The organism is Streptococcus sp. LMAG:39 (genome assembly GCF_008680485.1).
Taxonomy (GTDB): Bacteria; Bacillota; Bacilli; order Lactobacillales; family Streptococcaceae; genus Streptococcus; species Streptococcus pasteurianus.
This window is the reverse complement of sequence record NZ_NALE01000001.1, coordinates 1,979,347-1,994,113: the sequence shown is the minus strand read 5'-3', so window position 1 is coordinate 1,994,113 and position 14,767 is coordinate 1,979,347. Positions and strand designations below refer to the sequence as shown.

Below are 14,767 nucleotides of genomic sequence, written 5' to 3'. Positions count from 1 at the left end.
ATAGCAATCAAAGGAGAGCTTTATGGCAACAGATAACAAAGACATCATTAATCGTTTAAAACGTGCTGAGGGGCAACTGCGTGGGATTCAAAAAATGATTGAGGACGATAAAGAATGTATCGATATCGTAACACAATTAACTGCTGTTCGTTCTAGCATCAACCGTACCATGGGTATCGTTATTAGCAACAAAATCAATCAAATCATCGAAAATCCAGTTAAGGATAAAGAAAAACAAGAAGAAAAATTACAAAAAGCATTGGAATTGATTATCAAAAAATAGGGATTCGTTATTGCTACACGGATTCCTAATTGTCATTTTTAGATTTTTTCATTTTTCTTAATGCTAATTCCTTAAAAAGGTGATATACTTATGATTAGGAAAGCGATTTTATTATGCTAAGGAGACCATATGACAAAAAAAGAAATGGTAACCTACCTTCTAGATTACCTGATTAAGGAAAATCCACAATTTAGAGCAATTGATGTGTCTAGTGACTTGGATAGTCAAGAAACATTATTGCGTGCTCTTCTTAACGTTCGTCCACCAATGGCGGTTTCAAGTGGCTTTTTAGATATGCAAGATAACTATCTACAACTTAAAAAAGCAGAGCGTGTCGTTGTTTTCTTAAATCATCTACGCCCAATTCCAACAGACGACCGCCTTTATGTTTGGAAAGGTGATATTACGCGTCTCAAGGTGGATGCCATTGTCAATACTGCTAATCATCGTATGCTTGGTTGCTTCCAACCACTTCATGACTGCACTGACAATACTATTCATACCTATGCTGGTGTACAACTTCGTCTGGATTGCTACAAACTCATACAAGAACAAGGTCATGATGAACCAACCGGCACGGCAAAAATTACGCCAGCTTATAACTTGCCTGCCAAATTTGTACTTCACACCGTTAGTCCTGCTATCAACGAGCATTTGACGCCGATTGACGAAGATTTACTTGCTAAAAGTTACTTATCTTGTCTAACGTTGGCAGAAAAAAATCATCTTGAATCTGTTGCCCTACCCTCTCTTGCAGCAGATGATGAAGTTCGTTTTATTAATGAAAATGCGGCAAAAATTGCCATTCAAACCGTAAAAGACTTTTTAGAACGAAGCCAATTTGTTAATAAAATTGTCTTGAACGTTGATGAGGACGATGAATTAAACCTTTATCAGCAATTACTTAATTAATCACAAAAACGCCTTTATGGCGTTTTTGTGATTAATCTAGAGTTACTGTATCTAAAATATCTTTTCCTTCAATGCCTAAATCAGGACCAAAGATGTCGTCTAGTGTTTTATCAAATGGGGTTGTTGAGTTAGAGGTGATAGGCTTGGCTACTGGGGCTGCACTCGCATTCCAACTAGCTGAAGCACCTGAATTAGCATCCGTAGATACTGGTGTACTTTCGTTAGCTCCAGCAGGTTTGAGAATTTCTTCGTTTGGGGCATTCAGTCCGTTTACCAAACTAACATACTTCATAAAATTTTCTAAACAAGTTCCTAAGAAATTGATGGTTGCTTCATTTTTCAAATGATAATGACTGTCAAAGGATTCTTTAGCATTTCCAAGGAGAAACTCATTTCCTGGTAAAACCATGGCATTAACACCTGGGGAATCAAGAATTTGACGAAGGTGTAACTGTGCCCGTGATGACCCTTGTTGATAATAAGAGGCTCCTACAATCATAACTGGTTTGCCATCAAAGGGATGAATTTGATAGGAAAGCCATTCAATCGTGCTTTTTAAAGCTGCACTTGTGGTGTGATTATGTTCAGGTGTCGCGATGATAACGCCGTCTGCTGCGTCATCAATTCTTGCTTTACTTGGTTTGTCTTCCATGGTAGCAGCCCTTCTTTACGCCCCAGTTTCAAAATTAATTGGTAACTTTATTTTACCAGTTGCCTATACCGGCATTGCATTTGGTTTCTACTTGGTAGCCACAGCGACAAACGTTGCTTTAGTAACAACAGGCGTTATCATTGCTGGTTTATTCTTTGGTTGGGTGTTCCCACAAGCTTTTCTTCGCGTGGCACAAGTCGGTCCTAAAAATGGTGGTACCTTAACCACATCGGTCATTCTTATGGGAATCAATCTCGGTGCTGCTTTTGCCGCACCAATGGTAAATGCCATTGCTGGTATCTTTTGGCGAACAAGTGCCTCAGGCACACTTGGATTGGTTGCAATTGGTTTTGTTATCCTTGCGATTATCGAATACATTTACAACTTCTTTGACCGTAAAACGACTTAAAATCAGTTTTGAAAATAAAGCTAAGACAAAGTGCTTAGCTTTATTTGTTTACGTATTTCTCAATGAATATTTTTAAAATTTGGAGCTTCCTCATAAATTTTTACTCTGACGCCTTTAGAGCGTTTTTTTATCCAATTTAATCGTATTTTAGGAGATTTTTGTCATTTATTATTCATATTACATACCAAACTGTCATATGATATTTTAGAAATGGTTAAGTAATGCTTTATAAAATGAAAGGGTCTTCTATAAAGAGAGGAAGTTCTTATTTATGAACAAACGACTCAGCAACTAAAGTAATTCCAAAGTGGTTATGGAAAGTCACTTTTTTGTGGTCAACCTTATCACTTTTTGGAAAAACTTTGTCCCATTCTTGAGTTAAATGTAATTCTTCAGTCATGTTCTTTTTTCCTATCTTTATTCTAAAGTTATGATAACAAAGGTTATCATACATTACAAATACTTATATTTTATAGATGTTATGCTTGAAAGGCATGAATAGTGTTTTTTATTTTAATAGTGCAAGCCATTTTTGACGAGTAAGGATAGCTATAAAAGCGATAATAAGCATAATGATACTTCCCAAAATGCTAAATTGACTACCACCACCAAGCGTTATAAACACACCTGTAAACGATGTTCCGACGGTCACACCAAGATTGGCAGCCGCCAGAAACAGACCATTAGCAAAATCGGGTGCATCTTCACCAACACTGTAAATCATATATTGATTCACATTCCCCGCAAGTCCACCAAGTATTCCAAAAATGACAACTAAAATCATCATCGCTAGTGCTTGATTTCCAAAGAAAAATAGTAAAGCTAAATCAAGGATAAGAAATAGTGGCAAACTAATCAGTAATCGATGAGTATTTTTATCTAAAAATTGTCCAGCTAAAGCATTTCCAATAATATTAGCCAGCCCAATACTTAACAAAACCAAGGCAATTAGATTAACGTTGATTTGTGAGAAACTCTCTAAGAAATCTGACATATAGGAATTAAAACCTAGCACTGCTCCATTCAATAAAAGAACGCTTATAATAGAAATCCAAATCGTTTTACGTTTTAAAATGCTTAATTGTTGTCCATAAGATAATCCAGTTGTCACTGGCATCGATGGTACTAAAATGATGGTTCCGATAAAAACAAGTAAATTAATAATAGCAAAGAAAATCATTGATAAGCTAAGTGAAAATTGACTTGCTAAGAAATTAGACACTGGTACGCCTAAAAGTGTTCCAGCTGAAACACCCATAAAAACTTGAGCAACTGCTTTTCGCGATTCGTTTTCAGGAACAGATGTGGCGGCTACCGTCATCGCCATAGAGACATAGACAGGATGAAAAATTGCTGGTAAAACACGCGTAATCAGTAAAACAGTAAAATTTGGCGCCAAAATCGAAACGATAGTGCTCAAGGTAAAAGCACCTGTTGCCAAAAGCATAACTAATCTACGATTGACCTTTGAAAATAGTAAAGGCATGGTTGGTCCTGCAATAGCAACAACTAAAGCAAAACCAGATACCAACAAACCAGCCGTTGTCAATGAAACACTGTAATGCTCAGCGATATGTGGCAAGATGCCTGTTATTCCCATTTCTGTATTCAGAATGCCAAATACACCGATTGTTAAAAGTAAAATTAATGAACGATTTGAAGTTTTCTGCATAAATTAATCCTTTTCTTTAATTACTAAAGCTATCATAACAAGGATTAACAACTATTACAAATACTTATATTTTATAGATATTATGCTTGAAAGGCATGGATGCTTTTTTAATTTTAAAATTGTTTTTCCTAGACTAACTTGTAATTTTTCCATGTTCCTTTTCGGTAGCGGATTTCATAAATGATTCCTTTGATAAACCAATCTAAAAACATAGCTGCCCACGTTCCTAGCATTCCCATACCAAGCATAACAGAAAAAATGTAGGCAAATACCACACGAGCTAATAGCATTGATAAAGTACTAACTACCATTGGAAAATTGGCATCTCCAGCACTACGAAAAACAACAGGTAACACATAACCAGAATTCCAAAAAATACTAACAAGAATACCGTGTGCAAGGACAATAATCCAAACATAGTGCGTTGCTTGCGCAGACAAATCATAGATTTTCATCAATAACGGCATTGCAGCAATAATGAGCAAAGAAATCGCACCATTTGCCAAATGAATAATTCGGCTAACCTTACGCTTATAGTATTCTGCTTGCTCATAGTCCCCAGCACCAACGCATTTTGAAATGATAACTGCTAAACCTAGCACGATAGAAATTCCTGGAAGTGCCTGAAACATAATAATCGTTCCACCAACCGAATTAGCTGCTATCGCCGCTGTTCCAAATAAAGACACAATTGATAACACAATCAAGCGACCAAGAAAGAACATGCCATTTTCAAACCCAAATGGTAGTCCAATACCAAGAACTTTTTTAATCATCTGCCAGTCAACTTTTTCACGCAAAAAGTTTCCCAAAGTTAATTCAGATGTCAAGTGATGTGCAAACCAAAGAACTAGCACCATGGCACCAACACGTGATAGCAAAATCGGTACTGCAACACCTTCGACACCCCAACCGAGACCATAAATCAAACTAATCCCCATTAAAATATTCAAGCCATTCATGACCAACATAATATTCATCGGCAAGCGTGATTTGTTTAAGGTTCTAAAAATCGCTGCGCCACAATTATACATGGCAATAAATGGTGTCGATAAGGCAACGATATTAAAATACCGATCGGCTTGGGCATGAACTGCTGGCGTAATTGAGCCAAACAAATGATTTAAAATTAACGGTTTAATGGCAAAAATAAAAACCGTAATCACGATACTAAATATAAGAGTGAATTTCGCTAATTGATTGATAGCTTTATTAGCATTTTCACCATCACGGTCACCTAAGTATTGACCTGCAACAATGCCGCCACCAGTTGCAAAAGCGGCAAAAATACTGATAAAGAGCGCCATGAGAAACTCCACAAGAGAAACACCCGACACTGCTGCTTCGCCAACTCTTGAAACTAAAATCGAGGCGATTAAGCCCACCAGATATTCCAACCCTTGTTCAATAATCAAAGGAATAAACAATTTAGCCAAATCACGATTACTAAAAAAATACGTTTTTTGCTGTGTTGCGACTACGTTACTTTCCATAATTTCCTCCTCTTTCTAATGTCATCTATTACTTTACACCTTTGAGTTAGCTCCAAGTCAAGGGAATTTTTCAATTTTTTATCTTTATTAACAAAAAACAACCAATCTGCTTTAGATTAGTTGTTTTTCTATTATTTTTTAGGCATCATTGTCTTAGCTTTGGCGGAATATTGGTCAATCACAATCTTAATCACGCCGACTGGTTTTGTCATTTTTTCGGTGAATTCAAATATTTTGCCAGCTTGGTGCTGCATGAGTAGATTAAGGGCGTAGGCTTTTTGCTCTGATTCTTCGATAAGCTCTGCTTTTCCACGTCCGATAAACGAACTAAAGAAAGCACCGTATTTACAAGGCACATCATAGTCGTAATCAGGCACCACTTCTCCCTCAATCTGAACACAAACATTGGGATTTTGGTGGATTAAATCAATTTTATGCCCTCGTCTCGCACCGTGTGTGTAAAAAATAAACTGGTCAGTTTCTTCACGGTATTCATAACCATAATGCAAAGGGATAACGTAAGGAAATTCCTCATCAAAAAGCCCTAAATGCAAAATCATATTTTTCTCAACAATAGCTTTGATTTCTGTCAAGTCAGTCACTTCACGGTCACGACGTCTCATTTTTGTCATAGGTTGCCCACCCATCATTTCTTTTTTCAAACATTATAGCAAAAATAAGCAGTAATTTCATGAAGCAGTCAAGACTATCTTACTTTTCCTCAAAAATAACAGTGACTATCTTGCCTGTCATGGCTTTTCTGAAATTCTGGCTGTCTTTAACATGTCCTAGATAAGTGTATTTAAAGCAGGTTTTACTATCATCATAGAAAAAGGTTAATTCATTTGTATGACATAGTAATAAATCACCTGCTTTTATCAAACAAGAACAGCGTTCTTGGTTTGGTAGGTGGTCAGCTAGTAAATAAAATTTCTCATTGCCATTCACATCAACCATTTCCAATTCAAGTAGCAAAAGTTCAGAAAAAGCTTGCGCGCTAGCATTATTTTCTAAGAAAAGCTCAAATGTTCCTTCTGCAATGGTTACTGTTATTGAGCGCATCAATCGACGACCTCAATGGTAATAATAACGTCCCCAGACCCAAGAGCTTCTGCCAAGCCTTGACTATCTGACATCGTTCCTAAGTCTGTATATTGGTAAGATGAGGGAAAATCATTATAGAAAAGAACCAAACCGTCGCCAGACCATAGTTTCAAATCACCAGCGTGAATCGTTCCTACTTTTTTATCATCGTTTGTGAATGTTTGGTTGAGCACCGCATATTTTTCATTACCGTTTACATCTCGCATATCAAGTGTTAGGGGCAAAAGATTTAAAAATTCCTGCGCTGCTTGTGACTGATTTAACGTGATTGTAAATGTCTCTCCATTAACCGTAGCTGTTACCATTTTTTCTTCCTCTGTTTTACTTGTCGTTGTTGTTTGTGTTTGCTTAGCTTGTTGATTATTTTGTACACTACTACAAGCGGACAAAACCAAAAGCATCATAACTAAGATAAAACACCCAAATTTTTTCATTTATTGCTCCTTGTACTCTTTGACCGCTTTTTTAAAACGTTCAACACCGTCAACTAACACTTCAAGCGGGCAAGCGTAATTCCACCTGATGAAAAGTTTACCATTGCCACCAAAAATGTCACCGTCAGATAGGATTAAACCTGTTTTTTGACGAATAAAGGCACATAATGCTGTTGTATTTTGTGAAATAGCAGAGCAGTCAAGCCAAGCAAGATAAGTCGCCTTTGCTGGAACGATTTTGATTTCTGGAAAAGTTGTTGTCACTTGCTCAATCAAGTAAGCACGATTTTTTGCCAAGTACTCGTTAAGCTCATCTAACCATTGCCCTGCTTCATTGAAAGCTGCTTCTGTTGCTTGAATGGCAAAAGAATTTGGCTCAGCCACTTCGTCCGTATTGATGCCACGATTGACTCGTTTACGAAGGGCTTCATTTGGCACAGAAATTACCGACGTTTGCAAGCCAGCAATATTAAAAGCTTTTGACGGCGCTAAGCAAGTCATTGTAATGTTTGCGATTTCTTCTGATACCGATGCAAACGGCGTATAATAGCTATCAGGATGTGTCAAATCACAATGCACTTCGTCTGATAAAATAAGGACATCATGTTTCAAACAAAGCTGACCAATTTTATCAAGCTCTGCCTTTGTCCAAACATAACCTGTCGGATTGTGGGGATTGCAAAAAATCATCAACGTCGTCTCGGGTTGCGCCAGCTTATTTTCCAAATCATCATAATCAAGCTGATAATTTCCGTCCTTATAGACCAAAGAGCTTTCCAACACTTCTCGTCCATTGTTCAAAATAGAATTGTAAAAAATATTATAAACAGGCGTCAAAAGCACTACCTTATCACTTGGCTTAGTCATCTTACGAACAATTGATGAAAGGGCAGGAACGGCTCCCGTGCAAAACATCAACCAATCTTTTTGAAGTGTGAATTCATGACGGTTTTGCCACCAAGAAATATAGGCTTCAAAGAAAGAATTTGGCACAGTATTGTAGCCAAAGGCGCCCTGCTCAATGCGCTTTTGCAGGGCATTTTTAATTTCTGGCGCCGTATCAAAATCCATATCCGCAACCCACATTGGAAGTTCATCCTCACCAACATCCCATTTATAGGAATTCACTTTACGACGATTGACAATTTTATCAAAATGATACTTAGGCACGCTCAAGCACATCCTTTCTCAATGAAATGGTTGTTTGCTTGGCATTGATTTCTGGGTCGTCAAAAATAATCTCACCAATGGCATCTGCTGTGATGTTCCCAGAAATCGGATTTTTAATACTAATAATGTCAGAATGAATATCTGCCTGCAAATTCTCAACGTATTCAAATACTAAATCCGAATTAATCAGCTGGCAATTCTCCAAAGTCACGTGTTTCATATAACAAAGCCCTTGGTTGCTTTCAATCGTACAATTGATAAACGTGATATCTTCTGAATTCCAAGCAAGATATTCGCCTACGATTGTCGAATCACGCACAACCACGTGTTTACAATTCCAAAAAGCATCTTTTGACAACAAAGTGCTATTTGAAATCTCAATATTTTCAGCACCGTCAAAGCAATAATTTCCTGCAATCGTCACATTATCCGCCTTGATATGCTTACTATTCATACCAAAATAATCACCCGTTATATTAACATTAGTCAACTTAATATCCTCACATGACCAGAGACTTTCTTGAGCATTTGGCATTTGGACATTTTCCAGAACAATAGCAGAGCTACAACGAAATGTCTTAGGTGCTTGAATGATACTGTCAGAAATATTGATTTGGTGCGTGTACCAGATACCTGAACGCGCTGTGTCAAGCAACTGAATCTTTCGTGCTTTGACATCACGTGAATACCAAAGTGGGTATTTCCAACGGAAAATATTATTTTCCAAAACAATATGACGACTTTCCTTTAACGGTGATTCGCCATCCGCAAATACTGATTGGGTAATGGTCATATTTTCTGCTTTAAAACAGGCACGTTCTCCTGTCAATAATTTTTGATTAATATCTGTCATTCTTATCCCTCCATTTTTTCAAAGTCTTTTTTAAGACCGAAACGCCATTCAGTGTACACCTTGGAGCCCACTCAAAGTCAAGCATTAATGTTTATTTTTTTAATCATGTAACCACTTCATTTTACAAAGTTACTTTATCACGATATAATAGCTATGACAAATGCTTATATAACATAGTTTATATAACTAAAAGGCATAGAAAGAGGACATTATGGACATTCGTGTGCTTAATTATTTTGTCACAATTGTGCAGACCAAAAGCATTTCCAATGCAGCTGACGCTCTGCACGTGACACAACCAACACTCTCACGACAAATTAAAGAATTAGAAGATGAATTAGACACGATTTTATTTCACCGAGGTAGCCGTGAAATTCAATTGACCGATGACGGGCAATACCTTTACAACCGTGCCATTGAAATTCTGGCATTGGTTGAAAAAACTGAAAATAACATTCGAAAATCAGATGGCATTGCTGGTGATATTTACATCGGAGCCGCCGAAAGTCAGTCGCTTGATATTGTTGCCCGCGCTATCAAAACACTAACCGAACAATATCCAGATATTCGTGTCCATATTCGCAGTGGTAACGCAGATGACATTCTCGAACATTTAAATAAAGGCGTTTATGACTTGGGAATTACCATTGGCAGTTACGATATCAAAAAATACAATCACCTAGCCCTTGACAACCGCGACCGCTGGGGAGCCTTGGTTCCTAAAGGACATCCGTTGACGCTGATTGAAAAGCCAAGCCTCACTGATGCTCTGGCTTACCCACTTATCACTTCTGCTCAAACGAGTACAGAACCTAGCGCATTGGCCGGTTTAGGAGATTATCGTATTGTTGCAACCTATAATCTGCTCTATAATGCTTCACTTCTCGTCAAAGCTGGTGTGGGAATCGCCCTTTGCCTTGGCAACATTATCGACACCTCATATCCAGATAGCGACTTAACCTTTGTTCCATTTGCTGAAAATAATCACGACACCCTGCAAATTCTCTGGAAAAAACAAAACACGCTATCCCCAAGTACCAAACAATTTCTCAAAATAATGCGTGAAGAAATCGAAAAATAATAATATTTTTCACCACAATAATAACCGCTAAAATACAAACTTTGGTGGTTTTTGTTTTTGCTCATATCATCTTGCATAGCCATTTTCAATATGCTACACTAATAACGTTTTTGCGTAAAACAATCGTTTAAATACAAAGGAGATATATAGGATGAAACGAGAAAGTTATTTTGACGGTGGTTTATTAAGTTACGTTGGACACAGTATTTTAGCTGGGTTGATTACCATTTTAACCCTTGGAATCTGCGCACCTTGGGGCATTTGTATCATGATAAACTGGAAAGTCCAACATACTGTTATTGACGGACACCGTCTAGCCTTTGACGGAACAGCCACACAACTCTTTGGCAATTGGATTAAGTGGCTCATTTTAACTATCATTACAATCGGTATCTACTCATTCTGGCTTAATATTAAATTGCAACAATGGATTACCAAACACACGCACTACTTAGACTAAATTAGGAAAACGTGCAAAAAAACTGAACCACGTTAAAAGCTGAATGGAGAATTTTTAATGAAAAAAATGTTATTAGGAGGAGTATTGCTCCTTTCTGCTACTACACTTGTTGCTTGCTCAAATACCTCAGATGAAGAAACAACTACGACTTCTATTGAGGTTATCGAAGAATCAAGCTCTAGTAAAGAGGAGACATCTCACAACCTTTCATTTGACGAAAGTTACACTTTCACTGAAGCTGATATGCATGTTACTGGATATGAATCAACAGGTTTAAAAATGACAATACAGAAACCTGTTATAGATGAAAATATTGACTTAAAAGAAGGATATCCAGAGGAAGAATATAGTAAATTTGAAGGTAAAAAAGCACTTGTTGTTACAACAATAGTAGAGAATACAAGTTCAGATTATATTGATTTAGGTGGATGGACTGTTTTAGATTCTGAAGGTAAAACCTTGGATTACACATTTACAAATGTTTCAACCCAATCTATTGATGGCTTAACAGCAGGTCAAAAAGCAACTATTGTTGATGTTTATCTTGTAAGTGACGATACCCCTGTCACTGTTTCCTACGAAAACGCAACTTGGAAATAAGCACTAAATACTCATCATAAGATACCTAACTAGAAACTATAACAAAAACTAGCTAGCAAAAATTGCTAGCTAGTTTTATATATTCCTCACTCCACGATTGCTTTGGCGATTTCTTGTGGAGTGATGTTGGTAAAGTATTGGGTGGTATCAATTGTTTGGAGTTTGGCTAAGACATCTGGGTATTCGTAGCGAAGTCCGATTAGGGCTTGTTCAATGTCAGCCACATCTTTGATGCCAAAAAAGTCACCGTAAAGTTTCATTCCTTTAATGACTGATTTTTCAACATTAGCATATGTGGTAATTTTTCCTGCTGGGTAACGAACAGAGCGTTTAATTGTATATTCTGGTGCTTCTCCGTAAGTCCAGTCCCAAGTGCCAAATTGTTGGTCAGCCAAGGCTTGAATGTTTTTCAGGTCATCATCAGAAAAGACATATTCTGTCATATCAGGATAAGATTCTTTCATTTTATTTAACAATTGATTTGAAAAGGCTTCAACAGTCATTTTTTCTGGCAATTCATCTAAAATATTGGTCACACGCGCACGCACAGATTTAACCCCTTTGGATTCAATTTTATCTTTTGAAACTTGCAGGGCATTTCCAAGAACAGTCATATCCACGTCAAATAACAGACAACCATGATGCATCATTCGTCCTTTATAATAAGCTTGCGCATTGCCACAAAATTTCTTTCCGTCAATTTCGAGGTCATTACGTCCCGTAAAAGTCGCTGTCACCCCTAAATCAGCTAGCGTTTCAATGACAGGTTGGGAAAAGGTCTTAAAATCAAAAGCCCCTTCTTGTGATTTATTAGAAATAATCGTGTAATTCAAATTATTGAGGTCATGGTAAACCGCACCGCCACCTGATAAACGACGAACCACATGAATACCGTGTTCATCTGTATAAGTTTTGTTAATTTCTTCGATAGCATTTTGGTGTTTACCAATAACAATCGTTGGCTCATTAATCCAAAGAATGAAAAGCTCATCTTCAGCTAACAATTCACGAAAAGCGTAAGCTTCCAAAGCCACATTGTAGGCAGGATTATGGGAGTTATTGACAATATATTTCATGCGAAAGCTCCTTTTTATAACATATAAGGATAGTATAGCAAAATCGCCGCTTTCAGTCTCTTAATCTGCTTGGAAGAATTCCTCGATGAAGATACTTGAATGCTTATCATCAATTCAAAGCTCGGCTAAGACGACTGACAAAATCTGGGATATCTTCTAAATCAATTTTACTAAAATCAGCCATTTCCTTAAACGTTGTTTTGATTTTATTAGCTGGAACAATCATGGTATCGTAAACACAACCCTTCCGTTTTCAGCTTGTTTTTCAAATCACACTGATTGATTTATCTGGAAAAATCACCAAGAAATATTGACTGCTGACATTTGAGGAAAGCTTTATCGGCGACTAAAACTGTTCAAATTCCTTTTCTTACACTAGCGTTGCCAATGCCAATGGATGAGTCAATTTAACACCTTTTACGGTTATCCCAGTCAGTTATTTTCTCTTAGCTGATCTGCTACGACGTCTTCTTATTTGAGTATTAACGAATATAGGTTTCTATTTTCTTCTGATTGTAGCCAACTGTATCCACATAATAACCGCGACACCAAAATTTTCTATTCCCATACCTATATTTCAGATTGGCATCTCTATCAAAAATCATTGAACTACTTTTTTCCTCCTTTTAAATAGCCCATAAATGATGAAACACTCCGTTTTGGTGGAATACTCACCAACATATGAATATAATCTTTACACACTTTTGCTTCAGGTGGGCGTTACGATAAACCTTTTGAACGTTTTGAGGCGAAAACAATATGATACTTACAATTCCATGTTGTGTGTACGAAACTATCATTATCCTGATTCACAAGCAACTCGCTGTTAGTATTAGGGGTGTTCCATTAACTTTTCTATAATTGGGGGATTCCTTATTTCTTAAAATTCAATAACATGGGGTTGAATATCTGAATCATGATTTGCCAAAGATTCAATACAGTTAGGGTCTAAACTTTGTTCTCTAATCCAAGCTAATGATTGGCGTTGCTTTGCTCTGTCGGCAGCAATACCTGATGTAATCATTTGTTCTCAACTTTTTGTCGCATAACCGCCATCTGAAAATAATAGGACAAATTTGCCTTCGTCATTTTTAACTTTTACAGCAAATAAGCCATCTGCATGCCCTGGGATACTAATTAATTCAATCGAACCATCACCTAGCAAGTCATAAGATTTTGAAAATGCTCCTTGAGTGTCATTCCAATCAAAGGCAGTAAGATTAACGCCTTCCCACCAAGTTTTTCGATAACGGACTCTATTCGTTAATTTTTGAGCAAACGCCAATTCGTCAGCTGATACCAGAAATTTTTTAGCGTTGCTTACTTGCTTTAAACCATTAGCGTGGTCACAATCAAGATGTGTCAAAAGCACCGCATCAAGGTCTGAATCTTTGATTCCTAGCTTTAATAGTTGTTCATCAATACATTGTCCCAAACCAACTTTTCCTTGATTAATTTTGTAAAGTAACCTACTATTTAATGATTTTATTTGCGACTTTTTATCAAAAATACCATTCGGGCTCATATCTCGTGACCAACCAGTATCGACAAGAAACGTTCCTTTTGGGTGTTCAATTAGATATGAAGAAACAGGAAGCCAAATACGATCTTCTTTTTTGCCAAAGATACCTGATGCTTCAACCACACTACAATCATCTCCACCAAAAGGCAATTTGGGGGCGACACAAACTTCACCAGTATGAAAAACATGAATTTTAATTTTTCTCATAAGAATATTTCCTCCCTTGTTAGGTAACTAACTTTTATTGGTTTTATTATAAAACAAAGACTGTTTCAGTCACACTACACAAATGACAAATGTGTTCAAAGTTCTACGATAGATTCAAGAGTTTGATCAATCAACTTTTTCATTTCCTCAGTGTTAACCTTACTTGGATTTTATATTTAGCAAGAATAAGCACTAATCATTGCTAAACTAACACTTACTACCACAAGATAATAAGCACACAATTTTTTCAAGCGAAGCTTTATAACAAAAGGCAGCAACGCCCTCCAATGGGAAGTAAATAAGCCCAAAAACAAACAACGGCGAGCACAAATAGAACAGCTATAATGCGTTTTGATGAGGGATTTTTCTTAGTCATAGACGTCACCTCGCCATAACATCCAAATGAAAATCGCAGAGCCTAAAACGCCCAATATTACTGAAACCGATAGTTCATAAGGACGGATAATGAGACGAGCTAAAATATCACACGCCAAGACCAAACATACCCCACTCCAAAAAACAAGTCGCCTACTTTTTTTTAAATGATTCCCAACAAAATGACGGACGATATTAGGAATAATCACGCTAAGATCAGATTAAGAAATAACCATTCGTATTGATTGGTCTGAATCATAGCAAAAGAACCCTGTGTCCACGAGGTCATTGATTGTACCAAGTTAAAGCGGGAAGCAATCATTTCTGCTACTGCTCCAATCATGCCACCATAAATGAGACCAATGAGTGGCAACATCCATTTTTCCTTAAAAGGCACCCGCTGCCAAAACAATTGCCAAGGTTCTAGGTAGGTGTGATTCAAAAAAGACCGGATAGACTACCTC

General features: G+C 37.1%; 15 protein-coding genes and 5 pseudogenes. 6 read left to right on the top strand and 14 right to left on the bottom strand.

Features of this window, described 5'->3' with window-relative positions:
• Positions 1–22 precede the first annotated feature (22 nt).
• Together CCC20_RS10210 and CCC20_RS10205 are read left to right on the top strand one after the other, a co-directional pair.
• Positions 23–283 (top strand): metal-sensitive transcriptional regulator, encoded by a 261-nt coding sequence (locus CCC20_RS10210; protein WP_003064371.1) that lies wholly within the window; start codon positions 23–25, stop codon positions 281–283.
• Positions 284–412: 129 nt separating this feature from the next.
• On the top strand, positions 413–1,195 hold the full coding sequence (locus CCC20_RS10205) for a protein-ADP-ribose hydrolase (RefSeq protein WP_058692824.1): 783 nt from the start codon (positions 413–415) through the stop codon (positions 1,193–1,195).
• A 270-nt stretch (positions 1,196–1,465) separates the two neighbouring features.
• Here CCC20_RS10205 and CCC20_RS10200 read toward each other — a convergent pair.
• A pseudogene (locus CCC20_RS10200) lies at positions 1,466–1,808 on the bottom strand (NADPH-dependent FMN reductase); the annotation flags it as partial.
• Between CCC20_RS10200 and CCC20_RS10195 the strand changes: the two are divergent.
• Positions 1,792–2,256: pseudogene (locus CCC20_RS10195) on the top strand (MFS transporter); the annotation flags it as partial. The pseudogenes CCC20_RS10200 and CCC20_RS10195 sit on opposite strands and share 17 nt — an antisense overlap.
• A 268-nt stretch (positions 2,257–2,524) precedes the next feature.
• Here the strand turns inward: CCC20_RS10195 and CCC20_RS10190 are convergent.
• From CCC20_RS10190 to CCC20_RS10155, 8 genes and pseudogenes are all read right to left on the bottom strand, one after another.
• Positions 2,525–2,656: pseudogene (locus tag CCC20_RS10190) on the bottom strand (alpha/beta hydrolase); the annotation flags it as partial.
• Between the two features lie 108 nt (positions 2,657–2,764).
• Positions 2,765–3,928 carry an MFS transporter gene (locus CCC20_RS10185; protein ID WP_058692822.1) on the bottom strand — a complete coding sequence of 388 codons (1,164 nt, stop codon included), beginning with the start codon at positions 3,926–3,928 and terminating at the stop codon, positions 2,765–2,767.
• Between the two features lie 128 nt (positions 3,929–4,056).
• Positions 4,057–5,421, bottom strand: coding sequence for an MATE family efflux transporter (locus tag CCC20_RS10180; RefSeq protein WP_003064359.1), 1,365 nt, complete (start codon positions 5,419–5,421; stop codon positions 4,057–4,059).
• Positions 5,422–5,552: 131 nt separating this feature from the next.
• Complete coding sequence (locus CCC20_RS10175; RefSeq protein ID WP_333485237.1) at positions 5,553–6,053, bottom strand: pyridoxamine 5'-phosphate oxidase family protein; 501 nt, start codon at positions 6,051–6,053, stop codon at positions 5,553–5,555.
• A 79-nt stretch (positions 6,054–6,132) separates the two neighbouring features.
• A complete protein-coding gene (locus tag CCC20_RS10170) occupies positions 6,133–6,483 on the bottom strand; it encodes a cyclophilin-like fold protein (protein WP_003064355.1) in 351 nt (116 codons plus the stop codon).
• The gene (locus CCC20_RS10165; RefSeq protein ID WP_003064353.1) at positions 6,483–6,959 is read right to left on the bottom strand and encodes a cyclophilin-like fold protein; all 477 of its coding nucleotides are present in this window, start codon (positions 6,957–6,959) and stop codon (positions 6,483–6,485) included. The genes CCC20_RS10170 and CCC20_RS10165 overlap by 1 nt, the downstream gene beginning before the upstream one ends.
• Entirely contained in the window at positions 6,960–8,129 is a 1,170-nt protein-coding gene (locus CCC20_RS10160) for a MalY/PatB family protein (protein ID WP_013851703.1), read from the bottom strand.
• Positions 8,122–8,982 (bottom strand): DUF3737 family protein, encoded by an 861-nt coding sequence (locus CCC20_RS10155; RefSeq protein WP_287180177.1) that lies wholly within the window; start codon positions 8,980–8,982, stop codon positions 8,122–8,124. Before CCC20_RS10155 ends, CCC20_RS10160 begins: the two co-directional genes overlap by 8 nt.
• A 211-nt stretch (positions 8,983–9,193) precedes the next feature.
• Here CCC20_RS10155 and CCC20_RS10150 point away from each other — a divergent pair, with 211 nt between their 5' ends.
• From CCC20_RS10150 to CCC20_RS10140, 3 genes are all read left to right on the top strand, one after another.
• Positions 9,194–10,063: a LysR family transcriptional regulator gene (locus CCC20_RS10150; protein ID WP_003064347.1), complete on the top strand. Its 870-nt coding sequence runs from the start codon at positions 9,194–9,196 to the stop codon at positions 10,061–10,063.
• 151 nt (positions 10,064–10,214) lie between these two features.
• Positions 10,215–10,523 carry a DUF898 family protein gene (locus tag CCC20_RS10145; RefSeq protein ID WP_003064345.1) on the top strand — a complete coding sequence of 103 codons (309 nt, stop codon included), beginning with the start codon at positions 10,215–10,217 and terminating at the stop codon, positions 10,521–10,523.
• 57 nt (positions 10,524–10,580) lie between these two features.
• Positions 10,581–11,123: a hypothetical protein gene (locus CCC20_RS10140; RefSeq protein ID WP_003064344.1), complete on the top strand. Its 543-nt coding sequence runs from the start codon at positions 10,581–10,583 to the stop codon at positions 11,121–11,123.
• 86 nt (positions 11,124–11,209) lie between these two features.
• On the opposite strand, the gene lplA is transcribed toward CCC20_RS10140, so the two are convergent.
• From lplA to CCC20_RS10115, 5 genes and pseudogenes are all read right to left on the bottom strand, one after another.
• A complete protein-coding gene (gene lplA / locus CCC20_RS10135; protein ID WP_003064342.1) occupies positions 11,210–12,199 on the bottom strand; it encodes a lipoate--protein ligase in 990 nt (329 codons plus the stop codon).
• Between the two features lie 485 nt (positions 12,200–12,684).
• Positions 12,685–13,012: pseudogene (gene tnpA / locus CCC20_RS10130) on the bottom strand (IS200/IS605 family transposase); the annotation flags it as partial.
• Between the two features lie 67 nt (positions 13,013–13,079).
• The gene (locus CCC20_RS10125) at positions 13,080–13,223 is read right to left on the bottom strand and encodes a phosphotransferase (RefSeq protein ID WP_167310043.1); all 144 of its coding nucleotides are present in this window, start codon (positions 13,221–13,223) and stop codon (positions 13,080–13,082) included.
• Positions 13,224–13,229: 6 nt separating this feature from the next.
• Complete coding sequence (locus CCC20_RS10120; protein WP_167310042.1) at positions 13,230–13,928, bottom strand: MBL fold metallo-hydrolase; 699 nt, start codon at positions 13,926–13,928, stop codon at positions 13,230–13,232.
• 368 nt (positions 13,929–14,296) lie between these two features.
• Positions 14,297–14,691 (bottom strand): annotated as a pseudogene (locus tag CCC20_RS10115) (iron chelate uptake ABC transporter family permease subunit); the annotation flags it as partial.
• Positions 14,692–14,767 lie beyond the last annotated feature (76 nt).